The sequence below is a fragment of the Pseudoduganella sp. R-34 genome (genome assembly GCF_049904655.1).
Taxonomy (GTDB): domain Bacteria; phylum Pseudomonadota; class Gammaproteobacteria; order Burkholderiales; family Burkholderiaceae_D; genus Rugamonas.
Genome location: NZ_CP184572.1, coordinates 1600275 through 1626245, shown reverse-complemented (window position 1 = coordinate 1626245; position 25971 = coordinate 1600275). Strand labels below are relative to the sequence as shown.

Genomic DNA, 25971 nt, shown 5'->3' with positions numbered 1-25971 from the left:
AGGATGGTGCTTAGTATTGGACTTGCAGCGCGACGACGAACTTCGACTGGTCGGCGGCGGCAACGGTCTCTGTCTTCGAATACTTGGCGCTCAACTGCGCGTTGTAGCCATCGATGATGTAATTGAGGCCGATGTCCGACTGCTTGACGTCGATGTTGTTATCAGGCTTGAACTTCTGGAATTGGACGAAAGGCTGCAGCTTGCCTTGGCCTGGCGCCAGGATGAATACGTAAGCGAGGCCGGTCGACCACGCCTTGCCCTGTTCCGCCAGGATGACGTCGTCGTTGCGGTAGTTGTAGTAGGCTGCTTCCACCGACACCGCGCCGGCGCCGATGCGTTTCTCCAGCAGGAAGTCCAGGTTCCAGGCCTTGTAGTCGCCGGTCTTGGCGATGGTCAGCACACCATCCTTCTGGTAGCGGCCTGCCAGGCCGATGGCCAGGATATCCTTGGTTCCGAGGTAGTTGCCGGTGCCGTAGTAGCCTGGCTCGGCATCCCAGAAGTCGTACTGCACGCGGCCCGCATACATCAGGCTGTCGTCGGCCTTGATGCCTGCCGCCTTGGCCTCCTTCTGCGTCAGGCTGCCGATGCCGAAGGTGTGGCCCTCGAACGCGCCGAAAGAGTATCCGAGCTTGCCCTCGGCCGCATTACCCCAGGCCACCACGCCGTCATCGCGGCCACGGAAGATGCCGCCGTTGTAGCCGTAGCGCGAAGCCACGTCCGCCCAGTAGCCGCCACCGAGCGAATAATAGGGACCGGCCATATTCGCACGGTCGCTCGGCGACAAAAGGCGGCCGGCCCAGATATTCAACTCCGGCGAAAAGGCAAACTGCGCGGCAGCATCCAGCACCCGGATCTGGTCGCCATCCCATTCTGTGTTCAGCATGCCCTTGATGTTCTTGTTCAGGGAGGCGCCGAAGAACAGGCGCGCGCTGTCCAGGTTGAAGTCGTTCGAGCGCGAGCTCCCGTCCGGCGCTCCGTCCTTCTCGCTGGTAAAGCTGCCACGCGCTCCAAAGCCTACGCTGATGGACTTGTCTTCGCCGATGGGAATGGTGGCGCCCGCGTGCGCCAACGACGCCACGGCTGCGCTGAGTAATACGGAGAGCTTGATCATCGTTTGCATGCCAGTCCTCTTGTCACAAGTTTGAAAGTGTTGCTGCTTGTGAACAGGGTAAAGAGGCTGAACGCGATGGCCCATACGTCAAGTGACGTAGTTGCTGATTGGCGTCACAAAACAAAACGGCCCGGGCGCTTGCGCGGCCGGGCCGTTAGTTGGGGGCTTTCAGGCTTAAGCCAGCTTGCCGTGGCAAGCCTTGAACTTCTTGCCGCTGCCGCATGGGCATGGGTCGTTGCGGCCGACCTTGAAACCCTGGCTGATCGCCGCGTCCAGCTCGCCGGCCGGCATGGCGGTCGGCGCCAGCAGTTCTTCCGGCGCCGCGTTCGGGTTGAAGTCGGCGTGCTGGTAGTGGACGTTCTCGACGTGCGACTGGTTCATGGCCGCTTCCGCTGCCTCGACTTCTTCGCGCGACTGGATGCGTACCATCATCACCATGCGAATCACGTCGTTCTTGATCATGTCCAGCATGGTGCCGAACAGTTCGAACGCTTCGCGCTTGTATTCCTGCTTGGGATTCTTCTGCGCGTAGCCGCGCAGGTGGATGCCCTGGCGCAGGTGATCCAGCGCTGCCAGGTGCTCGCGCCAGTGGGTGTCCACCGACTGCAGCATGACATTGCGCTCGAAGCCGCCGAAGGCTTCCTTCGACACGATATCGACCTTGGCCTGATATGCGGCATCGGCTGCGGCAATCACACGTTCGACGATGTCGTCGTCGGTGATGCTGCTTTCCTTCTCCATCATTTCGACCAGCGGGACCTCGAGCATCCACTCTTGCGCCAGCGTCTTCTGCAGCGCAGGGATGTCCCACTGCTCTTCCACCGATTCTTCCGGCACATAGGTGCGCACCACGTCGGTGAACACGCCATGGCGCAGGTTCATGATGGTTTCGGAAATGTCGGTCGCTTCCAGCAGTTCGTTGCGCTGCGAGTAGATCACCTTGCGCTGGTCGTTGGCGACGTCGTCGTATTCCAGCAGCTGCTTACGAATGTCGAAGTTGCGGGCTTCAACCTTGCGCTGCGCGGATTCGATGGAACGGGACACGATGCCCGCTTCGATCGGTTCGCCTTCCGGCATCTTCAGGCGGTCCATGATCGCGCGCACGCGGTCGCCGGCGAAGATGCGCAGGAGCGGGTCGTCCAGCGACAGGTAGAAGCGCGAAGAGCCCGGGTCGCCCTGGCGGCCGGAACGGCCACGCAGCTGGTTGTCGACGCGGCGTGATTCGTGGCGTTCGGTACCGACGATGTGCAGGCCGCCTGCCGCCACCACCTGGTTGTGCAGCGACTGCCAGCCGGAACGCAGGTGCTGCGCCTTGGCGGCTTTATCTGCATCGCTCAGCTCCGGGTCGGCTTCGATGATCTGGATCATCTTTTCGATACTGCCGCCCAAGACGATGTCGGTACCACGGCCGGCCATATTGGTGGCGATGGTGATGGCTTTCGGCGCACCCGCCTGGGCGATGATTTCAGCTTCGCGGGCGTGCTGTTTTGCGTTCAGCACGTTGTGCGGCAGCTTGGCCTTGTCCAGGATGCTGGACAGCAGTTCGGAGTTCTCGATCGAGGTGGTACCTACCAGCACTGGCTGGCCGCGCTCGTAGCAGTCGCGGATGTCAAGCATCATCGCGTTGTACTTTTCGGCGTTGGACTTGTACACCTGGTCCTGGCGGTCCTTGCGCTGCGACGGACGGTTCGGCGGGATCACCACGGTTTCCAGGCCGTAGATTTCCTGGAATTCGTAGGCTTCGGTGTCGGCGGTACCGGTCATGCCGGCCAGCTTGCCGTACATGCGGAAGTAGTTCTGGAAGGTGATCGAGGCCAGGGTCTGGTTCTCGTTCTGGATCTTGACGCCTTCCTTGGCTTCGACTGCCTGGTGCAGGCCGTCGGACCAGCGGCGGCCAGTCATCAGGCGGCCGGTGAATTCGTCGACGATCACCACTTCATTGTTCTGCACCACGTAGTGCTGGTCCTTGAAGTACAGCACGTGCGCGCGCAAGGCAGCGTACAGGTGGTGCACCAGGGTGATGTTGGCGGAGTCGTACAGGGAAGCGCCTTCCGGCAGCAGGCCCATCTTGGTCAGGATCGCTTCGGCCTTTTCGTGGCCGGCTTCGGTCAACAGCACCTGGTGCGCTTTTTCATCCTTGGTGTAGTCGCCAGGGATTTCGATCTTGCCTTTGCCGTCCGCGGTTTCTTCGCCGACTTGCAGGGTCAGTTGCGGCGGCACCAGGTTGATCTTGTGGTACAGGTCAGTGTGGTTTTCGGCCTGGCCGGAGATGATCAGCGGGGTACGCGCTTCGTCGATCAGGATCGAGTCCACTTCGTCGACGATGCCGAAATTCAGGGTGCGCTGCACACGCTCGCTGGCTTCGAACACCATGTTGTCGCGCAGGTAGTCGAAACCGAATTCGTTGTTGGTGCCGTAGGTGATGTCGGACGCGTAGGCTTCCTGCTTGTCGGCGTGCGGCATCTGCGACAAGTTCACGCCGCAGGACAGGCCCAGCCAGCGGTACAGCTTGCCCATGGTCTCGGCGTCGCGCTGTGCCAGGTAATCGTTGACGGTCACGATGTGCACGCCCTTGCCGGACAGTGCATTCAGGTAGGCTGGCAGGGTCGCGGTCAGGGTTTTGCCTTCACCGGTGCCCATTTCGGCGATCTTGCCGTAATGCAATACCATGCCGCCGATCAGTTGGACGTCGAAGTGGCGCATCTTGAACACGCGCTTGGAAGCTTCGCGGCAGACGGCAAAGGCTTCCGGCAGCAGGTTGTCCAGCGATTCGCCATTGGCAACGCGTTCCTTGAGGGCAGGCGTTTTCGCTTGCAGCTCGGCATCCGACAGCTTTTCAAACTCCGGCTCCAGGGCGTTGATCGCCTTTACCGTTTTTTGGTATTGCTTAAGCAGACGCTGGTTGCGGCTGCCGAAAATCTGGGTCAGTAAGGACATTTCTTAAATTCTTCCTCGGGTCCGCCAATGGCAAAAGTGCGTGATTTTATCATGCGTTCGTAGCAAGGTTGGGATCTTGACCTATATAACAATAGGCTAGCGATGAAAAATTCACCGGCTGGGGCCGCCACTGTAAAATGGCGGTATGGCATTTTCCTTCACCAACCGCAAGCACGCCCCGCAGGAAGCGACCAATTTCCTGCTCGGCAACGCACGGCTGGCCGCTTTGCTGCCGGCCGTGCAGCGCATGGCTAAATTACAACAAGACTGCCGTGAAGTGCTGCCATCAGCCTTTAAAACCTGTGAAATCTTTGCTTTTGACGGTGGTGAGCTGACTTTGGCCGTGCCGAACACGGCCGTGGCAGCCAAGCTCAAGCAGCAAGTGCCAAAGCTGCAGGAAGCGCTGAACGCAAATGGATGGCAGATAAACAATATCCGCTTCCGGGTGCAGATGCCGAAAGGGATCGCCCACGTGGGGCCGAGCGGGGAAGGCCTGAGGCTGCCCGAAACGGCCGTCAATTCCTTCGACGAGCTAAGCCAGAAACTGGAGCCGACCGCCGCCAACGAGCCGCTGATCGAAGCGATGCGGCGTCTGGTTGCCCGCCGCCGCGGCTGACCTGCTATTTCCTGATCGGAAAGTAGAACGAAACCATCAAGGTCACAATCGGCAGAGCGCCGATTTTCACTAGCTCAAACATGGCCTGGAGTGCGGAATTATCTGGATCTAGCCCATACGCGACCATGATCCCAATACAAATGATCGCCAAACAACCAAGGACTTGTTTTGCAAACGTTAGTCGCGCCCCAGGGCTGATGTCAGCAACCGTCGCAGACCATGGCAAGTGCTGGGCGACATCTATGTCGGCATGCTGCTGACCGTTCATTCGGCCCGATTGCATCAAAAGATTCCGACCAAGCGGTGTAGCGGATTGAACTCCGCATCAACAATAGCGAGTGAATTGCCCTTTGTTTGCTCTTCATCCGCGATGGCGAGAAGCGCAAGGGCCCTGCCTATTGCTAAGCCGCGTGGCAGGCCATTTCGATCCGCGATATCGGAAATAATGCGATCGACTTCGTCGCTAACCTCAAGGGTGATCTGCGTCATGGCGTCCTCCCGTTGCAATACTGTCAGTATTGCTAACGGAAGGCCGGTCTGGCAAGCAGAGCAGGAGAACTAAATTAAAGGTAGGCCCACTCGCGCGACATCTGCTTGGCGTAGGACGGCGGGGCGGTGTCGAGGGAGTCGAAGGTGACCAGTTCGTAAGAATCCGGGTCGGCCAGCATGGCGCGCAGCAGCTGGTTGTTCAGGGCGTGGCCGGATTTGTGGGCTTCGTAGCTGGCGATGATCGGGTGGCCAACCATGTACAGGTCGCCGATCGCGTCGAGGATCTTGTGGCGCACGAATTCGTCGTCGTAGCGCAGGCCATCCTGATTCAGGATGCGGTATTCATCCATCACGATGGCGTTTTCCAGCGAGCCGCCGCGCGCCAGGCCGATCCCGCGCAGCATCTCCACGTCCTGCATGAAGCCGAAAGTGCGGGCGCGGGCGATGGCTTGAATATAAGACACGTCGCCGAAGTCGACAGTCGCGCGCTGCGCGGTACCGTCCACCGCCGGGTGGTTGAATTCGATGAAGAAGTCCAGCTTGAAGCCGTCGTGCGGCACCAGGCGCGCCCACTTTTCAGCGGCGCCCTTGCCTTCGCGGATTTCGATCGGCTTTTTCACCTTGATGAACTTTTTCGGCGCTTCCTGCTCCTGCACGCCGCCCTGCTGCAGCAGGTAGACGAAGGACGATGCCGAACCATCCATGATCGGGATTTCTTCCGCCGTGACGTCGACGTACAGGTTGTCGATGCCCAGGCCCGCGCATGCCGACATCAGGTGCTCGACGGTCGAGACGCGGCCGCCGTCCTTCATCAGCACAGTTGCCATGCGGGTATCGCCCACGATGTCAGCCCTTGTCGGGAAGACAACCTGCGGGTCCAGGTCCACACGGCGGAACACGATGCCGGTATCCGGCTCGGCTGGGCGCAAGGTCAACTCGACCTTGGTACCGGAGTGCAGGCCGACACCTGTGGTGCGGACGATTTCTTTGATGGTTCGTTGTTTCAGCATGCAAGGATTATAGCGCCCTGCGCCCTTCCCCGCTTACGGATGCTCAGCCTCGGCATGTTCGGTCTCGCGTCGCACCAGGTAGATGCCGGAGCCGATGATGATGGCTGCGCCCACCAGGGTGTAGGTGTCCGGCAGCGTATGCCACAGCAGCCAGTCGATGCCCACGCCCCAGGCTAGCGCCGTGTACTCGAACGGCGCCACGATGGAAGCCTTGCCCATGCTGAAGGCGCGCGTCAGCGCGAGTTGGCCGAAGAAACCGCTTACCGCTAGTGCAGCCATGGCAGGCCACAACGACCAGTCGATGCTCACCCAGGCATTGATGGCCAGCGGCGCCACGCCGATGCCCATCAAGGTCAGCACCCAGAACATCACATGCTCGGGCGCGTCGGTCTTGGCCAGCACACGGCCAGCAATCGCGGAAATGCCGTAGCAGACGGCCGAGGCAAGCACTGCCAGGCCGGCGATCGACGCGAAGTTGGTGCCGTCCGGACGCAGCACCACCAGCACGCCGCCCAGGCCGACAAAGATCGCCACCCACTGCCCCAGGCTGACTTTTTCTTTCAGGATGAACACCGCCAGCACGGTCACCAGCGCCGGTGCGATAAAGAAGATGGCGTAAGTATCTGCCAGGGGCAGCGACTTCAACGCGTAGGCAAACAGCGACAGCATCGCAATGCCGACGGCGCCGCGCAGCAGGTGCAACGGCCAGCGCACCTTGAAAATGCCGGTGAACTTGCCGCGATAGGCCATGAATGCGCACACCAGGGGCATTGAAAGCATGCATCGCAACGCGGTCACCTGTACTGCCGGATAGCGCGCGGCCAGCACTTTCATGGAAGCGTCCATGAGGGAGAACATGGCGACCGCGGCCACCATGGCGTAAATGGCTTGCAGGTTTTCTTTTTGTTGCGGAGTCACGATGGAAGGCCCAAAAGCGTTGCCGGGTCGTCCATTGTACTGAAAGAAAGGGTTTGCTGCTGAGGCTGTGTCAGCTTAGCCGGTAACAGTAGAAGTCCCGGTTTGCCCACTCGCGATCGCTCGCGCCTCGGCCATAAGGCATTCGCTGCCGTGACAACTTATAACCGGGATCCATTGCCCCCCTCACGTCAAAGTAGTCAGGCCTCAACAGCTCCTTCACTTCGGGCAAGGCATCCAGTGCCTTGAACACCCTCCGAAGAACCTTGAAGTTGTCCTCTATATCCATTTGTTTGATGATGACCTGGAGCAGCCATTCACGGCACTCTTCATCATATTCCCAGTACATGGAAACCGGCTTTAGCCCTTCCTGGTCCAGTTGCTGAAGGAACTTGCGTCCGCCAGCGATCATTTCTTGCGTCATTTGTCCCTCTACCAGTGCTTCTGTATCCATGGTAGTACTCCTTTCAGATGGCCAGCGCATGCGACGTACATGCATCGCGCCATTTGCGCAGGCACGTTGACTTCGTAGCGCGCGATCTCACTCCATTTGCGAACTACGGACCAATTTTCAGCGAACGCTGCACTGGAACGAATTTCTTCCTCGAGCTCGAGCTGCAAGCCGGCTAATCTCACGAGCGTCCGCAAATTGTGGGTATTGCATTCGTTTGCCAATCGCTTGTCTGGAAATTCGTGGCGCTCCTGCTGTTTCGCGATGGCGGCCTTCAGCCCACATTCGATCGCGTATCCCGACAAATAGTAGCTGCCTGCATAAAATTCCGCGTCCAGCAGGCTTTTACCTTCGCTGATGCGCATCCGCGTCAGGTCGTGAAGTTCATTGCGATTCATGTCAGCGTCCCAAAATGCAAAAACGATGAGACAAATCCGCGCTGGAATTGTTCCCGCTTTCCGAAAGAAATCACGAATGATTTCGTGGCGGGTTATGATGGCATGATGAACACAGAAGCCCAACTTGTCGAAGTGATCGAAGATGTCGAGCCACTCTACGTGGTCCATGAGTCGCCCGTGCATGGGCGCGGCGTATTTGCGCGCCGGATGATCCCTGCCGGCACCCGCATCATCGAATACACCGGCGAGATCGTCGACTGGGAAGAGTGCTGCCGCCGTACCGAGGAGAAAGGCGGTCCGATCGGCCATACCTTCTTCTTCAGCCTGAACAACGGCATGCTGATCGACGGCGGTTCGGGCGGCAACGAGGCGCGCTACATCAACCATTCCTGCGAACCTAATTGCGAGGCGGAAGAAGACGAAGACGACCGCGTCTACATCTGCTCCCTGCGCGACATCGCCGAAGGCGAAGAACTGAACTACAACTACGGGCTGATCTACGAAGCCCGCCACACCGCCAAGGTGAAGAAGGAGTTCGCCTGCTACTGCGGCGCCCCGTCCTGCACCGGCGTCATGCTGGCGCCCAAGAAGCGCAAGTCGCGCGCAAAAACGAAAGACGAAACGAAAAACGGCGCCGAAGCGCCGTCTCTAGCGGAGTAATCCAGGGGTTACAGCTGGCCCAGCATGGTTTCGGCATTCGACACTTCGAACTTGCCGCCTTGCTCGACGTTCAGTTGCTTGACCACGCCGTCTTCCACCAGCATCGAGTAACGCTGGGAGCGGGTGCCCATGCCGAACTTGGAGAAGTCTGCGTCCAGGCCCAGAGCCTTGGAGTAAGCAGCGTTGCCGTCAGCCATCATACGGACGGTGCCGGTGGCTTTCTGGTCGCGGCCCCATGCGCCCATCACGAAGGCGTCGTTCACGGAGATGCACCAGATTTCATCCACGCCCTTGGCTTTCAGTTCGGCAGCGTGCTTGACGTAGCCCGGTACGTGCTGTGCGGAGCAGGTTGGGGTGTAGGCGCCTGGCAGGCCGAAGATCGCGATCTTCTTGCCCTTGGCGATGTCCTGCACATTGAAGGTGTTCGGGCCGAGGGAGCAGCCTTCGGTCTCGGTTTCGATGAATTCGGACAGTTGGCCTTCCGGCAGTTTGTCGCCGATCTTGATGGTCATTCTTTTTCTCCTGTTGTTGAAAACCGGTAGGCGCCTGCCGCAGGTCAGTGTCTGACCCTGCGGGTCAGACACCGGTTTACCGGTTCTGAAAATAAAAAACCGCGCAGTGCGCGGGTAGCCCTGAATGCCTAGTATAACTCCGCGCCGCCGGACGCGTGATCCGGCGGCGCGGCTGACCCTATTTAGTCAGCCTGCTTGCGCAGGAAGGCAGGAATGTCGTAGGTTTCCATGCCCGACTTGGCCAGTGCGTTCACCTGCTCGGTGGCCGATTCACGGCGCCATACGGCTGGCTGTTTCTGCACGTCGGCGGACACGCCGGAGAAGCCTGCGTTGCCGAAACCGCCCACTGCTGCAGTTGCTGCACCGCCGCCCAGGCCTGCGTTGACGTTCAGCGGGTTGCCGCCGTGGGTGCCGGTGCGCAGTTGCTGCTGCGGTACCAGTTGCACGTGCTTCTTGGCTTTGCCCAGGCCGGTCGCCACCACGGTCACGCGGATATCGTCGCCCATCGCGTCGTCGTAGGCGATGCCTTGTGCGATCGACGCATCCGGTGCGGCGAAGGCGCGCACGGCAGCCATGACTTCCTTGATTTCCTTGCCTTTCAGGCCGCGCGATGCGGTGACGTTGACCAGCACGCCGCGTGCGCCCGCCAGGTCGACGCCGTCCAGCAGCGGGGAGGCAACCGCCTGTTCGGCCGCCACGCGTGCACGGTCCACGCCGGAAGCGGTGGCGGTACCCATCATCGCCTTGCCCTGCTCGCCCATGATGGTCTTCACGTCGTTGAAGTCGACGTTGATGTGGCCAGGCACGTTGATGATTTCGGCGATACCGGCTACGGCGTTGTTCAGGACGTCGTCAGCGTGCTGCAGCCACTCGATCAGCGACTCGTCTTCGTAGATTTCTTCCAGCTTCTCGTTGCAGATCACGATCAGCGAGTCGACGTTCTGCGACAGCGCTTCCAGGCCCGCTTCGGCGATGTCCAGGCATTTCTGGCCTTCGTGCGAGAACGGCTTGGAGACCACCGCCACGGTCAGTGCGCCCTGCTGCTTGGCGATTTCCGCCACGATCGGCGCCGCGCCGGTGCCGGTTCCGCCGCCCATGCCGGCAGCGATGAACACCATGTGCGCGCCGCGCAGCGCATCTTCGATGCGGGTGCGGGATTCTTCTGCCAGCGCACGGCCGATCTCAGGCTTCATGCCCGCGCCCAGGCCGCTCGCGCCGATCTGGATAATGTTGCTTGCCTTGGAGGCGGCCAGCGCTTGTGCGTCGGTATTGGCAGCGATGAATTCCACGCCGCTCATGCCCTTGTTGATCATGTGCTGGACGGCATTGCCGCCTGCACCGCCAACGCCGACGACCTTGATGACCGTTCCCAGTGTTGCGTTATCAACCATATCAAACTCCATGATTTACTCCTATCTAGAATGCGGTTTTCAAGCGCCAGGCCTCATATGGGTAGGAGAACTGGAGATTGAAAACTGCAGGGGTTTATTATTCAAAAATTGTCTTAAAAGTTACCCAGGAACCATTCCTTCATGCGCTGCCAAACTGCCTTCACTGATCCATCCTGGCGCGTCACGATGTGGCCGCGCAGATACTGCTTCTTAGCTTCCAACAACAGGCCCAACACGGTTGCATAGCGCGGGCTGCGCACCACGTCGGCCAGCTGGCCGCGGTAGTCCGGGGTGCCCAGGCGCGCAGGCTTGAGGAAGATGTCTTCCGCCATCTCCACCATGCCCGGCATGATCGAGGTGCCGCCGGTCAGCACGATGCCCGACGAGAGCACGCCCTCGTAGCCGGACTCGCGTACCACCTGGTGCACCATCGCAAACAGTTCTTCCACGCGCGGCTCGATCACCGCCGCCAGCGCCTGGCGCGACAGGTTGCGCGGACCACGGTCGCCCAGGCCCGGCACTTCAAGGTGCTCGCCCGGATCGGCCAGCACCTGCTTGGCTACGCCGTAGCGGATCTTGATTTCTTCCGCTTCGCCGGTCGGGGTGCGCAGCGCCATCGCGATGTCGTTGGTGATCTGGTCGCCGGCGATCGGGATCACGGCCGTATGGCGGATCGCGCCGTCGCTGAAGACCGCCACGTCGGTGGTGCCGCCGCCGATGTCGATCAGCACCACGCCCAGTTCCTTCTCGTCGGTGGTCAGCACGGCGTCGGCCGAGGCCATCGGCTGCAGGATCAGGTCCGATACTTCCAGGCCGCAGCGGCGCACGCACTTGACGATGTTCTGCACCGCGCTCACCGCGCCGGTGACGATGTGCACCTTCACTTCCAGGCGGATGCCGCTCATGCCGATCGGCTCGCGCACGTCGTCCTGCGAGTCGACGATGAATTCCTGCGGCACCGTGTGCAGCAACTGCTGGTCGGTCGGGATGTTGACTGCCTTGGCGGTCTCGATCACGCGCGCCACGTCGGTGGCCGTGACTTCCTTGTCCTTGATCGCCACCATGCCGCTGGAGTTGAAGCTGCGGATATGGCTGCCCGCAATGCCCGCGTACACGTTGCGGATCTTGCAGTCGGCCATCAGTTCCGCCTCTTCCAGCGCGCGCTGGATCGATTCGACGGTCGCCTCGATGTTCACCACCACGCCCTTTTTCAGGCCGCTGGACTCGTGCTGGCCCAGGCCAATCACTTCGTGGCGTCCATCGCCCATCACCTCGGCCACCACGGCCACCACTTTGGAGGTGCCGATGTCGAGGCCGACGATCAGGTTTTTAGCGTCTTTAGTCATCTCTATGCCCTGCTTTCAACGTTTCTTCGTATCTGACGGGATCTTCAGTCCCGCTGCGCTCAAAGCCAGGCCGTTCTGGTAGCGCATGTCAATCGTTTCAATATTCGGCACGCGGCTGGAAATCTGCGGCCAGATTCCGACCAGGCGCATCACCCGCTGATGCAGGGTGTCATGCGTTGCCTCGCGTCCCAGCGCCACACTGGCGCCGTTGTCCAACTTCACCGTCCACGCATAGCGTCCCGACAGGGCGACGCTCTTCGGCACCAGGCTGGCCGGCGCAAACCATGTCTTCAACTCGCCGTAACGCGCCAGCACTTCCTTTTCGCTGCCATCCGGACCGGAAAACTCCGGCAGCTCGTGATCCTCTTCCGCTTCGGCCAGGTTGGCGGTGAACACATCTCCCTTTACCGACAGCAGCCGTCCATCTTCGCCCCAGGTGCCAAGCGCTTCATGCTCTTCCAGCGACACGATCAGCTGGTTCGGCCACTCGCGCCGCACGCTGGCGCGGCGCACCCACGGCACCGACTCGAACACCTTGCGTACCTGCTCCAGGTCGGCGGTGAAAAAATTGCCGGCCAGGCGGCCCTGGGTGCCGTTGCGCAGCGTCAGGTGGTTCACGTGCTTGAACTCGGACTTGTCCATGGTTTCAACGCGGATAGCGCGCAAATCGAATACAGGACGATTCGCCACCCACCACACGCCGGCGACGGCGCAAGCCAGCACCGACAGCGCGAACAGGCCGCTGGCGGATGCATTCAAGGCTTTGACGTCGTGCCACATAGGTCTTTTCGGTCCTTACTTCTTCAGCTTCAGTCGCGCGGTGCGCAGGATTTCCACGCACAGCTCTTCGTAACTTACGCCGGTCGCGCGGGCGGCCATCGGCACCAGCGAATGGCTGGTCATGCCTGGCGAGGTGTTCACTTCCAGCAGGAAAGGCTTATGGTCCTTGGCGCGCAGCAGCACGTCGACCCGGCCCCAGCCCTCGCAGCCGACGGCGCGATAGGCCGCTACGGCCAGGCGCTGCATCTCGTCCTGCATCACCTGGTCCAGTTGCGGCGGGCAGAAATACTTGGTGTCGTCGGTGAAGTACTTGTTCTGGTAGTCGTAGTTGCCTTGCGGCGCCACGATTTCCACGATCGGCAGCGCGCGTGCATTCTTGCCAGTGCCCAGCACGGCAACGGTGAACTCGCGGCCTTCCACAAATTCTTCGGCCAGCACGCAGTCATCCAGCGCAGCGGCGGCGTCATAGGCGGCTTTCAGGCCGGCCTTGTCGCTCACCTTGGTGATGCCGATGGTCGAACCTTCATGCGGCGGTTTCATGATCAGCGGCAGGCCGAGGCGCGCGGCTTCCGCGTCCAGGTCGGAATCAGCGCCCAGCACCGCGTATTCCGGGGTCGGCAGGTTTTCGCGCAGCCACAGGATCTTGGTGGTGATCTTGTCCATGCCCACCGAGCTGGCCATCACGCCGGAGCCGGTGTACGGGATGCCAAGCAGTTCCAGGGCGCCCTGAATACTGCCGTCTTCACCGTAGCGGCCATGCAGAGCGATGAACACGCGGTCGAATTTTTCGGCGGCCAGTTCAGCCAGCGAGCGTTGGCCCGGGTCGAAGGCGTGGGCGTCCACGCCCTGCGATTGCAAGGCCGCCAGCACGCCGGTGCCGGACATGATGGACACGTCGCGTTCGGCCGACAGGCCGCCCATCAGCACGCCCACCTTGCCGAATGCTTGCGCTTCTTGTGCAGTCAGTTTCGTCATCGCGTCAAGCCTTCCAGTTCGTCAGTTTTGCTGGGACGCCGCTGATCGAGCCTGCGCCCATCGTGAGCACGACGTCGCCGTCGCGCACCACGTTCATGATTGTTTCCGGCATGTCGGCGATGTTTTCGACGAATACCGGTTCAGTTTTGCCGCGCGCGCGGATCGCGTGCGCCAGCGCACGGCCGTCGGCTGCCACGATCGGCGCCTCGCCCGCTGCATAAACATCCGACAGGACCAGCACGTCGACGGTGCTCAGGACTTTTGCGAAGTCCTCGAACAGGTCGCGCGTGCGGCTGTAGCGGTGCGGCTGGAAAGCCAGCAGCAGGCGGCGGCCCGGATAGGCGGCGCGCGCAGCGGCGGTGGTGACTTCCATTTCAATCGGGTGGTGGCCGAAATCGTCCACCAGGGTGAAGCTGCCGCCCGACGGGATCGCGACTTCGCCGTATTTGGTGAAGCGGCGGCCGACGCCGGCAAAGCCTGCCAGGCCGGCTTGCGTTGCCGTATCCGGCACGCCGATTTCACGCGCGATGGCGACTGCGGAACAGGCGTTCTGCACGTTATGCATGCCGGGCTGGTTCAGCACGATGTCCAGGTCCGGGAAGCCTTCCTGCAGCACGGTGAAGTGCATCTGGGTGCCGACGGCGCGCGCATTGACGGCACGCACTTCAGCGTCTTCCGCGAAGCCGTAGGTGGTGACCGGCTTGGTCACCTGCGGGATGATGGCGCGTACATGCGGGTCGTCGATGCACAGCATGGCGCGGCCGTAGAAAGGCAGGCGATGCGTGAAGTGCACGAAAGCCTGCTTCAGCTTTTCGAAATCGTGCTCGTAGGTTTCCATGTGATCGGCGTCGATGTTGGTGATGACTTCGATCATTGGGGTCAGGTTCAGGAACGAGGCGTCCGATTCATCCGCTTCGGCCACCAGGTATTCGCCGGAGCCCAGCTTGGCGTTGGCGCCGGCTGCGGTCAGGCGGCCGCCGATCACGAAGGTCGGGTCCAGGCCGCCTTCGGCCAGCACCGACGCCACCAGGCTGGTGGTGGTGGTCTTGCCGTGGGTGCCGGCAATGGCGATGCCGCGCTTCAGGCGCATCAGTTCACCAAGCATGACGGCGCGCGGCACGATAGGGATCTTGCGGGCGCGCGCGGCGATTACTTCAGGGTTGTCTTCTTTCACGGCTGTCGAGGTGACGACCGCGTCGGCGTTGCCGATATAGCTGGCGTCGTGGCCCTGGTGCACGGTGGCGCCCATGTCGACCAGGCGCTGGGTCACGGCGTTCGAACCGAGGTCCGAGCCGGAGACGTTATAGCCCAGCGTTACCAGCACTTCGGCGATGCCGCTCATGCCGCTGCCGCCGATGCCGACGAAGTGAATGTTCTTTACTTTATGTTTCATGCTAGTGCTTCCAATTCTTGTGCGATGGCGTCATTCGCATCGCGCTTGCCCACTGCAAGCGCTGCGGACGCCATCTTCTGGCAAGTGCTCCGGTTCAAGGTCTGCAACAGTGCTGCCAGGCTTTCCGAATTCAATTCCGTCTGCGGCATGTGGATCGACGCGCCCTGCTTGGCCATCCATTGCGCGTTGTCGCGCTGGTGGCTGGTCGTCGAGACCACCAGGGGAACCAGCACGCTGGCTACCCCGGCGGCAGTCAGTTCCGACACGGTGATCGCGCCGGCGCGGCAGATCACGATGTCCGCCTGCGCGTAGGCGCCCGCCATGTCGTCGATGAAATCGACCACGTTTGCTTCCACATGCGCCTGCGCGTAAGCCGCGCGCAGGGCTTCGATATTCTTCTTGCCCGACTGGTGGGTCACCAGCGGACGCTGTTCCGGCGCGATCAGCGCCAATGCCGCCGGCAGCGCATCGTTGAGCGCCTTGGCCCCCAGGCTGCCGCCCACCACCAGGATGCGCAGCACGCCATCGCGGCCCGCGAAGCGCTGCTCCGGCGCCGGCAGCGCCAGGATTTCCTTGCGTACTGGATTGCCGGTAACGACGGCCTTGCCCGCTACCGAGCCGAAATCGGCCGTGAAGCCGAAGAAAACCCTTTTCGCCATCGGCGCCAATGTCTTGTTCGACAGCAGCAGGCCGGCATCGGCATTCACCAGCGCCAGGGGCACGCCGCGCAGTTTCGCCATGACGCCGCCCGGCACGCAGACATAGCCGCCCATGCCCAGCACCACGTCCGGTTTGCGCTTGCCGATGAAGCGGAAGCAATCCACGAACGCGCCAATCATCTTGAACGCGCCACCGATGCTGTGCGCCAGGCCCTTGCCGCGCATGCCGCTGAAGTGGACCACGTCCATTTCCACGCCGTGCTTCGGCACCAGCTCCGTTTCCATGCCATGCGACGTACCGAGCCAGGTGACTTCCCAGCCACGGGCGCGCATGGCCTGGGCGATCGCCAGGCCGGGGAAAATGTGGCCGCCGGTACCGGCTGCCATGATCATCAGGCGCTTGCTCATACCCGCCCTCCCCGCATCATCTGGCGGTTCTCGAAGTCGATGCGCAGCAAAATCGCCAGGCCCACGCAGTTGATGATGATGCCGGTGCCGCCATAGCTCATGAGCGGCAAGGTCAGGCCTTTGGTTGGCAGCAAGCCGAGGTTCACGCCCATATTGATAAATGTCTGTACGCCGATCCAGATGCCAATGCCTTTGGCGGCCAGTCCGGCGAAGGTCTGGTCCATGGCGATGGCCTGGCGGCCGATGTCGAAAGCGCGCTTGACGATCCAGTAGAACATGCCGATGGTGACCAGCACCCCGATCATGCCCAGCTCCTCGCCGATCACCGCCAGCAGGAAGTCGGTATGCGCTTCCGGCAGGTAGTGCAGTTTTTCCACGCTGGCGCCCAGGCCCACGCCGCCGATCTCGCCGCGGCCGAAGGCAATCAGCGAGTGGGTCAGCTGGTAGGACTTGTTCAGCGCGTTCTCCTCTTCCCAGGGATTCAGGTAGGCGAACAAACGCGCGCGGCGGAATGGCGACAGCCAGATGATGGCGACGAAAATCGTCACCAGCATGCCGGCAATGCCGCCGAACCAGACCGCATTGACGCCGCCCAGGAACAGGATGCCCATGGCGATGCAAACGATCACGCCAAAGGCGCCAAGATCTGGTTCCAGCAGCAGCAACAGGCCGACGAAAGCCACCGCCAGCGCCATCGGCGCAAAGCCCTTGGACAGGCGGTGCATGAATTCCTGCTTGCGCACGGTGTAGTCCGCCGCATACAGCACGATGAAAAGCTTCATCAGTTCGGACGGCTGGAACTGGAACACCTTGAGCGACAGCCAGCGGCGGCCACCGTTCACGTTCACGCCGAGGCCGGGAATCAATACCAGCACCAGCGCCACCAGCGTTGCGATGAACAGATAAGGCGCCGCCTTCTGCCAGTCTTCCACGCGCACGCGGAAGGACACGGCGGCGGCCACGATGGCAATGGCAATGAATATCGCCTGGCGCTGCACGAAGTAGTGATTCTTATAGGCGGCGAACTTGGGCGAATCCGGCAGCGCAATCGAAGCCGAATACACCATTACCATCCCGAACAGCATGAGCAGCAGCACCGACCAGACTAGCGGCTGGTCGTAATCCATCATCTTCGAATGGCGTGCGCGTCCATCCAGCGGAGCTGGGGACTCGGCGCCACCGAAGCGGAATGGAAGCTGGATTGCCATCAGATCTCCTGCCCCGCATCAAGTGCGATCTCGCGCACGGTGTCGATGAACACCTGCGCACGGTGCGCGTAGTTCTTGAACATGTCCAGGCTGGCGCAGGCCGGCGACAGCAGCACGGCATCGCCGGCGTGGGCCAGCGCGGCCGCGCGCTTGGTCGCCTCTTCCAGCGTCGCGAAATCCTCCATCTTCACGCCGGTTGGCTCCAGCGCTGAACGGATGGCCGGCGCATCGCGGCCGATCAGGACCACGGCGCGCACGAAGCGGCGCACCGGTCCGGCCAGCGGGTCGAATTCCTGGCCCTTGCCGTCGCCGCCGGCGATCACGATGAGCTTTTGCTCGCCGCCGAAGGACTGGCCCAGGCCAACCAGCGCGGCAACGGTAGCGCCCACGTTGGTGCCCTTCGAATCGTCGTAGTAGTCAACACCATTGATCGAGGCCACCAGCTCGACGCGGTGCGGCTGGCCTTTGTACTCGCGCAGGCCATGCAGCAGCGGCGCAAACGGCAGGCCGATGGCGCGGCACAGGGCCAGCGCGGCCAGCGCGTTGGACGCGTTGTGCGTGCCGCGGATCTGAAGGGCATCGGCCGGCATCAGCTTCTTGGCGTAGCACTCCACAGGCGGAGGCGGCGGATCATTTTTCTTGCGGCGCTTCGGCGGTTCGGCGTCGTCGGCCGGCTCGGCAGTCGCCAGCCAGAACACGCCGCGCTCGTTGACCAGGCCGAAGCTGTGCGCCAGTTCCGGCGCATCGGTGCCGAAAGTGACGTTTTCGCCGGTCGGGTTGGCCATCGCCATGGTCCACTTGTCGTCGCGATTCAGCACGCGCACGGTGTCTTCGCCGAAGATGCGCTTCTTGTCGTCGGCATAGGCCTGCATGCTGCCGTGCCAGTCCAGGTGGTCCTGGGTCACATTCAATACGGTCGCGGCATCGGCGTTCAGGCTGTAAGTCGTGTGCAGCTGGAAGCTGGAAAGCTCGAGCACCCAGGCTTGTGGCAGGGTATCGCTCTCCATCACTTCGCGCAGCACGTCTAGTGCGGCCGGGCTGATATTGCCGGCCACGCGCACCGACAGGCCGGCGCGTTCGCACAGCTGGCCGGTCAGGCTGGTGACGGTGGTCTTGCCGTTGGTGCCGGTGATGGCGATGATTTTCGGCGCATAGGCGCGGTCTTCCTTCAGCCATTTCAGCGCCTGGGCAAACAGTTCGATCTCGCCCCAGACGGGAATGCCCTTCTCGGCCGCGGCCGGGATGATCTCGGCCAGTTCCTTGTTCGGACCCAGACCCGGGCTGGCGCAGACGAAGTCCACGCCATCGAGCAGGGCCGCATTGAACGGTCCGGAAATGAACTGCGTGCCCGGCAGCTGCTCACGCAGCAGCGGCAGACGGTCCGGCACCGGGCGCGTGTCGGCAACGCGCAGCAGCGCGCCGCAGCGCGCCAGCCAGTGCGCCATCGCCAGGCCCGATTCGCCGAGCCCCAGAACCAGTGCAATTTTGCCGTTATAGATCATCAGCGCAGCTTCAGAGTAGACAGGCCAACCAGGACCAGCATCATCGTGATAATCCAGAAGCGCACGACGACCTGGGTCTCTTTCCAACCCTTCTGTTCAAAATGGTGGTGCAAAGGCGCCATCAGGAACACGCGGCGGCCAGTGCCATAGCGTTTCTTGGTGTACTTGAACCAGCCCACCTGGATGATCACCGAGACCGTCTCCGCAACGAAGATGCCGCCCATGATGAACAGGACGATTTCCTGGCGCACGATCACGGCGATCGTGCCGAGTGCGCCGCCCAGCGCCAGTGCGCCGACGTCGCCCATGAACACTTGTGCAGGGTGCGCGTTGTACCAGAGGAAGGCCAGGCCGGCACCCGCCATCGCACCGCAGAAGATGATCAGCTCGCCAGCGCCAGGGATGTGCGGGATGAACAGGTATTTCGAGTACGTCGCGGAACCGGTCAGGTAGGCGAACAGGCCCAGGGCCGAACCGACCATCACGGTCGGCATGATGGCCAGGCCATCCAGGCCGTCGGTGAAGTTCACCGCGTTCGAGGTGCCGACGATCACGCAATAGGTCAGCGCGATGAAGCCCCACACGCCCAGCGGATAGCTGATGGTTTTCACGAAGGGCACGATCAGGTCGGCCTTCGGCGGCAGGTCCATCGAAAAGCCCGACTGCACCCACTGGAAGAACAGCTCGAATACCTTGGCCGGTGTCGGCGCCGACACGGAAAACGCCAGGTACAGCGCGGCGGCGATGCCGACCAGCGACTGCCAGAAGTATTTTTCAGCCGAACGCATGCCTTCCGGGTCCTGGCGCACCACCTTGCGGTAGTCGTCGACCCAGCCCACGGCGCCGAAACCCATGGTCACGACCATCACCGGCCAGATCAGGCGGTTCGACCAGTCGCACCACAGCACGGTGGCGATGCCGACGGCGATCAGCAGCAGCACACCGCCCATGGTCGGGGTGCCGTGCTTCTTCAGGTGGGTCTGCGGACCGTCCGTGCGCACCGCCTGGCCGTATTTCATGACGGTCAGTTTGCGGATCACGGCGGGACCGGCGATCAGGCCGATCAGCAGTGCCGTGATGGTAGCCATCACGGCACGGAAAGTAATGTAGTTAAAGAGGCGGAAAGCCCCGATATCGTCCTGCAGGATTTGTGCAAGCCAGAGCAGCATGATTAGTGTGTTTCCTTTGTAGCGTGTTGCGATCCAATCAAATGCTGCACGACCCGTTCCATCTTCATGAAGCGGGAGCCCTTGATCAATACGGTTGTATCCGGCGTTACTGCAGCACTTACGGCCTGCAGCAGCGCGTCGAATTCTTTATAGTGCTTTGCGTGCGGCGCCATATGCGCCGCCAGTTCGCCTGTCGCCAGCACGTGCTCAATGCCTTTGCTGGCGGCATAGGCTGCCACCTCTTCGTGGAATTCCTTGCCCTGCGTGCCGACTTCCCCCATATCGCCGAGCACCAGCACGCGTGGCGCTTTTGCCTTGGCCAGCACGTCGATGGCGGCGCGCACGGAGTCCGGGTTGGCGTTATACGTGTCGTCGATCAGCAGTGCACCGTTGGCGGCCTGCTTTTTCTGCAGGCGTCCGTTCACTGGCGCGAAAGCTTCCAGCCCAGTGCGAATGGTGGAAGTGTCGATGCCGGCGGCATAGGTGCAGGCAATCGCGGCCAGCGCGTTGCGCACGTTGTGCTCGCCAGCGGCCTGCAGCGACACGCTGAAGTGGCGCGGCACGGCATCCGGCGCAGCGAAGGATGCGGCGGCGCCATGGCCGGCAGGCTGCTCGGTTGCCGCAGGGCGCAGCGTCACTTCCAGCTCGGCGCCGAAGTCGTTGGCGGTGAAGGTGCAGCTCACGTTGGCAGCGGCGTCGAGGCCGAAGGTCAGCACGCGGCGGCCGGCGGACAACTCATGCCAGACCGGTGTGAACTCGTCGCCATGCGGGAACACGGCCACGCCGTCGCCCGGCAATGCCGCCAGCACGCTGCCATTCTCGCGCGCCACCGCTTCGACCGTGTGCATGAATTCCTGGTGCTCGCGCTGGGCGTTGTTCACCATGCCGATCGTCGGTGCGGCAATCGCGCTGAGGCGGCCAATCTCGCCCGGATGGTTCATGCCCAGTTCCACCACGGCGGAACGGTGCGAAGCATTGAGGCGGAACAGCGTCAACGGCACGCCGATTTCGTTATTCAGGTTGCCGCGCGTCGCCAGCCGGCCCTCTTCGCCATGGGCGGCGGCCAGGATCGAGGCGATCATCTCCTTGACGGTGGTCTTGCCGTTCGAACCGGTCACGCATACCAGTGGCAGCGCAAACTGTCTGCGCCAGTAGTTGGCGATCTGGCCCAGCGCCACCAGGGTGTCCGGCACCACGATGGCAGGCAGGGTCCACCCCTCCGGCAGCTTTTCCACGACGACGGCGACCACGCCCTTGTCGACCACCTGCTGCAGGAAGTCGTGGGCGTCGAATACCTCGCCGCGCAGCGCAACAAACAACTGGCCAGCGCCGACCGTGCGGGTGTCGGTCGACACGCCGTCGAAGTCGAGCGCCAGTGCAGCCTCGCTGGACAGGACGCCATGGTGCAGGTGCGCGCCGGTCAATGCCGGCAGGATGTGGGCGAGCGTGCTGCGCATCAGTGCGGCCTCATCATGGTCAGGCGTGCAGACAAGGCAAGCTGCGCGTGCTCGGCATCCGAGAACGGCATCTTGCGGCCCTTGATTTCCTGGTAGGGCTCATGGCCCTTCCCTGCCAGCAGGATCACATCCGCCTTGCCGGCGTTGCGCACAGCGGACAGGATTGCCGCGGCGCGATCTTCCACTGCCATGAACTCGGAATTCGGATGGTTGGCGTCCATGCCCGCCACGATCTGGCGAATGATGTCGGCCGGATCTTCACTGCGCGGGTTGTCGCTGGTAACGAGTACATGCTCGGCCATCTGCGAAATCCTGCCCATTTGCGGGCGCTTTCCAGGATCGCGGTCGCCGCCGCAACCGAACACGCACCACAGGTGGCCGCCACGGTCGGACGCCACGGAGCGCAGGGCTTCCAGCGTTTTTTCCAGCGCATCCGGCGTATGGGCGTAGTCGATCACGACCATCGGCGCCTCCTGGCCGCCAATCTGCTGCATGCGGCCCGGGGCCGGCTGCAGCGATTCGATGCCGTCAATGGCGGTACGGAAGGCAATGCCTTTCGCCAGCAGCGCGGCCAGCACGGCCAGTGCATTGCTCACGTTGAACGGCCCAACCAGCTGGGTGCGCACATGGGCGTGGCCGAAGGTGGAATCGAGGTTGAATTCGGTACCCAGGTTGCGGCTGCGCAGCGAGCTGGCTCGCAGCATCGAAATACCCGGCACGTTCGGCTGGGCCTTGATGTCTTTCAGCGTGTAGCCAATGATGGCCGGCTTGCGTGCCGCCTTGGACGCCTTGATGTGCGCGACCAGGCGATGGCCCATCGGGTCGTCCAGGTTCACCACGGCGTGCTTCAGGCCGGGCCAGTCGAACAAAATCGTCTTGGCTGCTTCGTAGTTGGCTTCGTCGCCGTGGTAGTCCAGGTGGTCGCGCGTCAGGTTGGTGAAGATCGCGACGTCGAAGTGCATGCCTTCGGTGCGGCCCTGGTGCAGGCCGATGGATGAAGCTTCGATGGCGAGCGCATTGGCGCCGTCGGCGTGCACGTCCTTCAGCTTGCGTGCCAGAAGTACCGCATCCGGCGTGGTGTAGCCGGTTTCGTCGAATTCCACTTCGCCGCGGGCGCGGAACATGCCGACGCCCAGCGTGCCGATCACGGCGGTCGTTTCGCCGACCTTCGCCAGCGCCTGTCCGGTCCACACCGCGCAGGAGGTCTTGCCATTGGTGCCGGTAACGGCCACAGTGAACATGCTCGCATCGGGCTGGCCGTACCAGGCGTGCGCGATCGGGCCGGCCTGTTTTTTCAGGCCCGGCACAGCGAGGTGCGGCACCTCATGTGGTAAATCCGGCGCGGCATCCCAGGCGTAATCGGTGTCGTCGTACACCACGGCAGCGGCGCCGTTGGCGATGGCTGCGGAAATGAAAGTGCGGCCATCCTTGGCGTCGCCCGGATAGGCAAAGAACACGTCGCCGGGCTTGATGCGGCGCGAGTCGGATGCCAGTTGTGCGTCTGGTGCAGCTTCGCGCATCCAGCTGATAATTTCTTGATGGTTCATCGTCGTCATTTACATGGCCTCCGGTCCGGTATCCGCCGGCACCACGATTTCGGTGACGTTGGAGTCAGGAGGCACATTGGAGGCGCGCAATGCGTTGATTGCGACAGCCGCGAAAGTTGGTGCTGCGACCGAGCCGCCAAAGTGGCCGTTCTGGGTCGGTTCGTCGATCATGACTGCAATGATGAAGCGCGGCGCCGACATCGGCACCATGCCGACGAAGGAACCGATGTACTTGCGCGGCATCGCATAGCGGCCGTTCTCCACCTTGTAGGCGGTGCCGGTCTTGCCACCCACGCGGTAGCCCGGAATCTGCGCCTTCTTGGCAGTACCGTCCTTGCCCGACACCACGGACTCCAGCATCTCGCGCATCTGCGCGGCAGTCTGGGGCTTGATGATCTGCTGGCCCAGCGGCTCTTTATCGACCTTCTCAAACGACAAAGGAATGGTGTCACCATTCCGTGCAAACATCATGTAAGACCGCGCCAGCTGTATCAGCGACACCGAGATACCGTTACCGTAACTCATGGTCGCCTGCTCAATCGGCCGCCAGGATTTATAGGGCCGCACCCTTCCCGCCACAGCCCCGGGGAATCCCCACTTGGGCTGCTGGCCGAAGCCGACCTTGGTGAACATCTCCCACATATCCTGGGCCGGCATGCTCAGCGCGATCTTCGACGTGCCGATATTCGAGGACATTTCGATGATCTGCCCCACATTGATCACGCCGTGCGCCTTGGTATCGGAAATCGTTCGGTCGGCGATGGTCAGCTTGCCGCCGCCGGTATCGATGAAGGTGCCCGGCTTGACGCGCCCACTGTCCAGGGCAAGCGCCACCGTGATCGGCTTCAGCGTGGAACCCGGCTCGAAGGTGTCGGTCATCACTCGGTTGCGCAGCTGCGCGCCTGTGAGTTTGCGGCGGTCGTTCGGGTCGTAACTCGGGAAGTTGGCCAGCGCCAGCACTTCGCCGGTATGCACGTCCAGCACCACGGCGCCGCCAGCCTTGGCGCCGAAGTGCTCCACGGCCGCCTTCAACTGGGTGTAGGCGATGTACTGGATCTTGCTGTCCACCGACAGCACCACGTCCTTGCCGTTATGCGGCTCGACCTTGCCGCCGATATCTTCCACGATGTGGCCGCGGCCATCCTTGATGACGCGGCGCGAGCCGGGCTTGCCGACCAGGTTGGCCTGCTGCGCCAGCTCCATCGATTCCTGCCCCTTGTCGTCGACGTTGGTGAAGCCGACCAGGTGGGTCATCACCTCGCCTTGCGGGTAGAAGCGCTTGTATTCAGGGCGGATATCCATGCCGTCCAGGTCGAGCGCCTTGATCTTGTCGGCGGTTTCCACCTCGACCTGGCGCTTCAGGTAGACCAGGTTGCGGTCGGAATCGAGCTTCTTGCGCAGTTCGGCTTCGCTCATTTCCAGCAGGCCGGCCAGGGCGCGGATTTTTTCTTTTGGCGCGGCCAGCAGTTCTTCCGGCGCGGCCCAGATGGCGCGCACGGGAATGGACGAAGCCAGCACCTGGCCGTTGCGGTCGGTGATCTTGCCGCGCACGGCCGGCAATTCCTGCGTGCGCTGGTAGCGGTTGGCGCCTTCCTTCTGCAGGAACTGCTGCTGGCTGGAAGTACCCTGCAGCCAGACCGCCCGCGCTGCCAGCGCGCCGAAGGCGATGAACATCCCGAACAGCACGACGCGCGAGCGCCAGCTTGGCAGGCGCACCGCCAATACAGGGCTCTTCGAGAAGGCCACGCCCTGCGAGCGTGCCACGCGTGCCGATCCGGTTCCACCGCTGGAGCGCATCATTTTTCGCCCTCCGTCAGGTATTGGGTGCGGTTCGGCGTGAGCTGGGTCATGTTCAGTTCGCGGCGTGCGATTTCCTCGATACGGGCGTGCTTGCCCAGCGTCGACTGGTCGAGCTGGAGCTGGGCCCACTCGGTATCGAGCTGGCGCGCCTGCGCTTCGGCGCGCTCCTTGTCCACGAACAGGTGGCGCGCCTGGTATTGCGCGTTAACGGCCGAAAGGCCGCATGCGACCAGCAATGCCGTCAACACGATATTGACCTTGTTGCTCAAGGTACGCCCCCGGTGGAAGGCAGGCGCATGGCAACCCGCATCACGGCCGAACGGGCGCGCGGGTTTTCATCCACCTCTTTGTCGGAGGGCTTGATACGGGCCAGCAGTTTCAGCTCCGGCTGCGGCAGGTCGGCCGCCTTGATCGGCAGGCGCCGGTCCGGCTGCTCCACCTTGGCCTTGGAGGCGAGGAACTGCTTGACCATGCGGTCTTCCAGCGAATGGAAGCTGATGATGGCCAGGATGCCGCCCGGCTTCAGGGCGTCGAAGGCCTGGCTCAGGGCCGATTCGAGGTCCTCAAGCTCTTTATTGACGAAAATCCGGATAGCCTGAAAGGTGCGGGTGGCCGGATCTTTGCCCTTCTCGCGAGTCTTGACCGCGCCTGCCACGATACCGGCAAGCTGTCGTGTGCTTGAAATTGGCTCGACTGCCCGGCGAGCAACAATCGCCTTTGCAATCTGAAAAGCAAACCGTTCTTCCCCATAATCCCTTATCACCTTTTCCAGTGTTTTTTCTGATTCCGTGGCCAGCCACTCGGCAGCGGAGATACCGCGCGTGGTATCCATGCGCATGTCGAGCGGGCCATCGTTGCGGAAGCTGAAGCCGCGCGCAGCATCGTCCACTTGTGGTGACGAGATGCCGAGGTCCAGCAAAATGCCGTCGACGGCGGGAATGCCGCGTTCGGCCAGCGCATCCGCCATGGTGGCGAAGCTGTCATGCACGATGGTGAAACGCTTGTCGCCGATGGTTTCGGCGTTGGCGATAGCTTGCAGGTCTTTGTCGAAGGCGATCAGGCGGGCTTCCGGTCCCAGTCGGGACAGGATCAGGCGGCTATGGCCGCCGCGGCCGAAGGTGCCATCTATATAGATGCCGTTGGCGCGCGCGCCCTCCAGGTCGAGCGCATCCACCGCTTCATCTAACAGCACCGTACGATGCTGGAATTCTGGCACCGAGGTCGTCGTCATATTGAA

At 62.2% G+C, this 25971-nt stretch carries 24 protein-coding genes; 2 read left to right on the top strand and 22 right to left on the bottom strand.

Features of this window, described 5'->3' with window-relative positions:
* Nucleotides 1-10: 10 nt before the first annotated feature.
* Complete coding sequence (locus ACN9MW_RS07620) at nt 11-1120, bottom strand: porin (RefSeq protein WP_426169349.1); 1110 nt, start codon at nt 1118-1120, stop codon at nt 11-13.
* A 165-nt stretch (nt 1121-1285) separates the two neighbouring features.
* A complete protein-coding gene (gene secA / locus ACN9MW_RS07615) occupies nt 1286-4048 on the bottom strand; it encodes a preprotein translocase subunit SecA (protein ID WP_426169347.1) in 2763 nt (920 codons plus the stop codon).
* A 145-nt stretch (nt 4049-4193) separates the two neighbouring features.
* Here secA and ACN9MW_RS07610 point away from each other — a divergent pair, with 145 nt between their 5' ends.
* Nucleotides 4194-4664, top strand: coding sequence for a DciA family protein (locus ACN9MW_RS07610; RefSeq protein WP_426169344.1), 471 nt, complete (start codon nt 4194-4196; stop codon nt 4662-4664).
* Between the two features lie 282 nt (nt 4665-4946).
* On the opposite strand, the gene ACN9MW_RS07605 is transcribed toward ACN9MW_RS07610, so the two are convergent.
* The 5 genes from ACN9MW_RS07605 to ACN9MW_RS07585 form a co-directional block, all read right to left on the bottom strand.
* Nucleotides 4947-5153 carry a hypothetical protein gene (locus tag ACN9MW_RS07605; RefSeq protein WP_426169341.1) on the bottom strand — a complete coding sequence of 69 codons (207 nt, stop codon included), beginning with the start codon at nt 5151-5153 and terminating at the stop codon, nt 4947-4949.
* Nucleotides 5154-5227: 74 nt separating this feature from the next.
* Nucleotides 5228-6163 carry a UDP-3-O-acyl-N-acetylglucosamine deacetylase gene (gene lpxC, locus ACN9MW_RS07600; protein ID WP_426169338.1) on the bottom strand — a complete coding sequence of 312 codons (936 nt, stop codon included), beginning with the start codon at nt 6161-6163 and terminating at the stop codon, nt 5228-5230.
* 33 nt (nt 6164-6196) lie between these two features.
* Nucleotides 6197-7039 carry a DMT family transporter gene (locus ACN9MW_RS07595; protein ID WP_426172141.1) on the bottom strand — a complete coding sequence of 281 codons (843 nt, stop codon included), beginning with the start codon at nt 7037-7039 and terminating at the stop codon, nt 6197-6199.
* A 112-nt stretch (nt 7040-7151) separates the two neighbouring features.
* Nucleotides 7152-7532, bottom strand: a complete 381-nt coding sequence (locus tag ACN9MW_RS07590) for a hypothetical protein (protein WP_426169335.1) — start codon at nt 7530-7532, stop codon at nt 7152-7154.
* Nucleotides 7511-7927 (bottom strand): hypothetical protein, encoded by a 417-nt coding sequence (locus ACN9MW_RS07585; protein WP_426169333.1) that lies wholly within the window; start codon nt 7925-7927, stop codon nt 7511-7513. Before ACN9MW_RS07585 ends, ACN9MW_RS07590 begins: the two co-directional genes overlap by 22 nt.
* A 105-nt stretch (nt 7928-8032) precedes the next feature.
* Between ACN9MW_RS07585 and ACN9MW_RS07580 the strand changes: the two genes are divergently transcribed.
* Nucleotides 8033-8587: an SET domain-containing protein gene (locus ACN9MW_RS07580; RefSeq protein WP_426172139.1), complete on the top strand. Its 555-nt coding sequence runs from the start codon at nt 8033-8035 to the stop codon at nt 8585-8587.
* An 8-nt stretch (nt 8588-8595) separates the two neighbouring features.
* On the opposite strand, the gene ACN9MW_RS07575 is transcribed toward ACN9MW_RS07580, so the two are convergent.
* The 15 genes from ACN9MW_RS07575 to rsmH form a co-directional block, all read right to left on the bottom strand.
* On the bottom strand, nt 8596-9099 hold the full coding sequence (locus tag ACN9MW_RS07575; protein ID WP_426169330.1) for a peroxiredoxin: 504 nt from the start codon (nt 9097-9099) through the stop codon (nt 8596-8598).
* A 182-nt stretch (nt 9100-9281) separates the two neighbouring features.
* Nucleotides 9282-10502 (bottom strand): cell division protein FtsZ, encoded by a 1221-nt coding sequence (ftsZ, locus tag ACN9MW_RS07570; protein WP_426169327.1) that lies wholly within the window; start codon nt 10500-10502, stop codon nt 9282-9284.
* 101 nt (nt 10503-10603) lie between these two features.
* Complete coding sequence (gene ftsA, locus ACN9MW_RS07565) at nt 10604-11836, bottom strand: cell division protein FtsA (RefSeq protein ID WP_055932698.1); 1233 nt, start codon at nt 11834-11836, stop codon at nt 10604-10606.
* Between the two features lie 15 nt (nt 11837-11851).
* Nucleotides 11852-12616: a cell division protein FtsQ/DivIB gene (locus tag ACN9MW_RS07560; protein WP_426169324.1), complete on the bottom strand. Its 765-nt coding sequence runs from the start codon at nt 12614-12616 to the stop codon at nt 11852-11854.
* A gap of 15 nt (nt 12617-12631) precedes the next feature.
* A complete protein-coding gene (locus ACN9MW_RS07555) occupies nt 12632-13591 on the bottom strand; it encodes a D-alanine--D-alanine ligase (RefSeq protein ID WP_426169322.1) in 960 nt (319 codons plus the stop codon).
* Between the two features lie 4 nt (nt 13592-13595).
* A complete protein-coding gene (murC, locus tag ACN9MW_RS07550) occupies nt 13596-14984 on the bottom strand; it encodes a UDP-N-acetylmuramate--L-alanine ligase (RefSeq protein ID WP_426169320.1) in 1389 nt (462 codons plus the stop codon).
* Nucleotides 14981-16051 carry an undecaprenyldiphospho-muramoylpentapeptide beta-N-acetylglucosaminyltransferase gene (gene murG, locus ACN9MW_RS07545; RefSeq protein WP_426169318.1) on the bottom strand — a complete coding sequence of 357 codons (1071 nt, stop codon included), beginning with the start codon at nt 16049-16051 and terminating at the stop codon, nt 14981-14983. Before murG ends, murC begins: the two co-directional genes overlap by 4 nt.
* Entirely contained in the window at nt 16048-17259 is a 1212-nt protein-coding gene (gene ftsW / locus ACN9MW_RS07540; RefSeq protein ID WP_426169316.1) for a putative lipid II flippase FtsW, read from the bottom strand. The genes murG and ftsW overlap by 4 nt, the downstream gene beginning before the upstream one ends.
* Complete coding sequence (gene murD / locus ACN9MW_RS07535; RefSeq protein ID WP_426169314.1) at nt 17259-18761, bottom strand: UDP-N-acetylmuramoyl-L-alanine--D-glutamate ligase; 1503 nt, start codon at nt 18759-18761, stop codon at nt 17259-17261. Before murD ends, ftsW begins: the two co-directional genes overlap by 1 nt.
* Nucleotides 18761-19930: a phospho-N-acetylmuramoyl-pentapeptide-transferase gene (gene mraY / locus ACN9MW_RS07530; protein WP_426169312.1), complete on the bottom strand. Its 1170-nt coding sequence runs from the start codon at nt 19928-19930 to the stop codon at nt 18761-18763. The genes murD and mraY overlap by 1 nt, the downstream gene beginning before the upstream one ends.
* A 2-nt stretch (nt 19931-19932) precedes the next feature.
* The gene (locus ACN9MW_RS07525; RefSeq protein WP_426169310.1) at nt 19933-21387 is read right to left on the bottom strand and encodes a UDP-N-acetylmuramoyl-tripeptide--D-alanyl-D-alanine ligase; all 1455 of its coding nucleotides are present in this window, start codon (nt 21385-21387) and stop codon (nt 19933-19935) included.
* The gene (locus ACN9MW_RS07520) at nt 21387-22943 is read right to left on the bottom strand and encodes a UDP-N-acetylmuramoyl-L-alanyl-D-glutamate--2,6-diaminopimelate ligase (RefSeq protein ID WP_426169307.1); all 1557 of its coding nucleotides are present in this window, start codon (nt 22941-22943) and stop codon (nt 21387-21389) included. The genes ACN9MW_RS07525 and ACN9MW_RS07520 overlap by 1 nt, the downstream gene beginning before the upstream one ends.
* Nucleotides 22944-24731, bottom strand: coding sequence for a peptidoglycan D,D-transpeptidase FtsI family protein (locus tag ACN9MW_RS07515; RefSeq protein WP_426172138.1), 1788 nt, complete (start codon nt 24729-24731; stop codon nt 22944-22946).
* Nucleotides 24731-25003, bottom strand: a complete 273-nt coding sequence (gene ftsL / locus ACN9MW_RS07510) for a cell division protein FtsL (protein WP_130315381.1) — start codon at nt 25001-25003, stop codon at nt 24731-24733. Before ftsL ends, ACN9MW_RS07515 begins: the two co-directional genes overlap by 1 nt.
* A complete protein-coding gene (gene rsmH, locus ACN9MW_RS07505) occupies nt 25000-25965 on the bottom strand; it encodes a 16S rRNA (cytosine(1402)-N(4))-methyltransferase RsmH (RefSeq protein WP_426169305.1) in 966 nt (321 codons plus the stop codon). Before rsmH ends, ftsL begins: the two co-directional genes overlap by 4 nt.
* Between the last annotated feature and the right edge of the window lie 6 nt (nt 25966-25971).

What these genes read in the sequence shown, in the direction of transcription:
- lpxC (WP_426169338.1), bottom strand. Translation starts at nt 6,163, where the DNA reads ATGCTGAAACAACGAACCATCAAAGAAATCGTCCGCACCACAGGTGTC.
- ACN9MW_RS07560 (WP_426169324.1), bottom strand. Translation starts at nt 12,616, where the DNA reads ATGTGGCACGACGTCAAAGCCTTGAATGCATCCGCCAGCGGCCTGTTC.
- rsmH (WP_426169305.1), bottom strand. Translation starts at nt 25,965, where the DNA reads ATGACGACGACCTCGGTGCCAGAATTCCAGCATCGTACGGTGCTGTTA.
- ACN9MW_RS07580 (WP_426172139.1), top strand. Translation starts at nt 8,033, where the DNA reads ATGAACACAGAAGCCCAACTTGTCGAAGTGATCGAAGATGTCGAGCCA.
- ACN9MW_RS07520 (WP_426169307.1), bottom strand. Translation starts at nt 22,943, where the DNA reads ATGACGACGATGAACCATCAAGAAATTATCAGCTGGATGCGCGAAGCT.
- ftsZ (WP_426169327.1), bottom strand. Translation starts at nt 10,502, where the DNA reads ATGGAGTTTGATATGGTTGATAACGCAACACTGGGAACGGTCATCAAG.
- ftsW (WP_426169316.1), bottom strand. Translation starts at nt 17,259, where the DNA reads ATGGCAATCCAGCTTCCATTCCGCTTCGGTGGCGCCGAGTCCCCAGCT.
- ACN9MW_RS07575 (WP_426169330.1), bottom strand. Translation starts at nt 9,099, where the DNA reads ATGACCATCAAGATCGGCGACAAACTGCCGGAAGGCCAACTGTCCGAA.
- secA (WP_426169347.1), bottom strand. Translation starts at nt 4,048, where the DNA reads ATGTCCTTACTGACCCAGATTTTCGGCAGCCGCAACCAGCGTCTGCTT.
- ACN9MW_RS07620 (WP_426169349.1), bottom strand. Translation starts at nt 1,120, where the DNA reads ATGCAAACGATGATCAAGCTCTCCGTATTACTCAGCGCAGCCGTGGCG.
- murD (WP_426169314.1), bottom strand. Translation starts at nt 18,761, where the DNA reads ATGATCTATAACGGCAAAATTGCACTGGTTCTGGGGCTCGGCGAATCG.
- murC (WP_426169320.1), bottom strand. Translation starts at nt 14,984, where the DNA reads ATGAAACATAAAGTAAAGAACATTCACTTCGTCGGCATCGGCGGCAGC.
- murG (WP_426169318.1), bottom strand. Translation starts at nt 16,051, where the DNA reads ATGAGCAAGCGCCTGATGATCATGGCAGCCGGTACCGGCGGCCACATT.
- ftsA (WP_055932698.1), bottom strand. Translation starts at nt 11,836, where the DNA reads ATGACTAAAGACGCTAAAAACCTGATCGTCGGCCTCGACATCGGCACC.
- ACN9MW_RS07585 (WP_426169333.1), bottom strand. Translation starts at nt 7,927, where the DNA reads ATGAATCGCAATGAACTTCACGACCTGACGCGGATGCGCATCAGCGAA.
- ACN9MW_RS07610 (WP_426169344.1), top strand. Translation starts at nt 4,194, where the DNA reads ATGGCATTTTCCTTCACCAACCGCAAGCACGCCCCGCAGGAAGCGACC.
- ACN9MW_RS07515 (WP_426172138.1), bottom strand. Translation starts at nt 24,731, where the DNA reads ATGCGCTCCAGCGGTGGAACCGGATCGGCACGCGTGGCACGCTCGCAG.
- ACN9MW_RS07595 (WP_426172141.1), bottom strand. Translation starts at nt 7,039, where the DNA reads ATGGTGGCCGCGGTCGCCATGTTCTCCCTCATGGACGCTTCCATGAAA.
- ACN9MW_RS07555 (WP_426169322.1), bottom strand. Translation starts at nt 13,591, where the DNA reads ATGACGAAACTGACTGCACAAGAAGCGCAAGCATTCGGCAAGGTGGGC.
- ACN9MW_RS07605 (WP_426169341.1), bottom strand. Translation starts at nt 5,153, where the DNA reads ATGACGCAGATCACCCTTGAGGTTAGCGACGAAGTCGATCGCATTATT.
- ACN9MW_RS07525 (WP_426169310.1), bottom strand. Translation starts at nt 21,387, where the DNA reads ATGCGCAGCACGCTCGCCCACATCCTGCCGGCATTGACCGGCGCGCAC.
- ACN9MW_RS07590 (WP_426169335.1), bottom strand. Translation starts at nt 7,532, where the DNA reads ATGGATACAGAAGCACTGGTAGAGGGACAAATGACGCAAGAAATGATC.
- mraY (WP_426169312.1), bottom strand. Translation starts at nt 19,930, where the DNA reads ATGCTGCTCTGGCTTGCACAAATCCTGCAGGACGATATCGGGGCTTTC.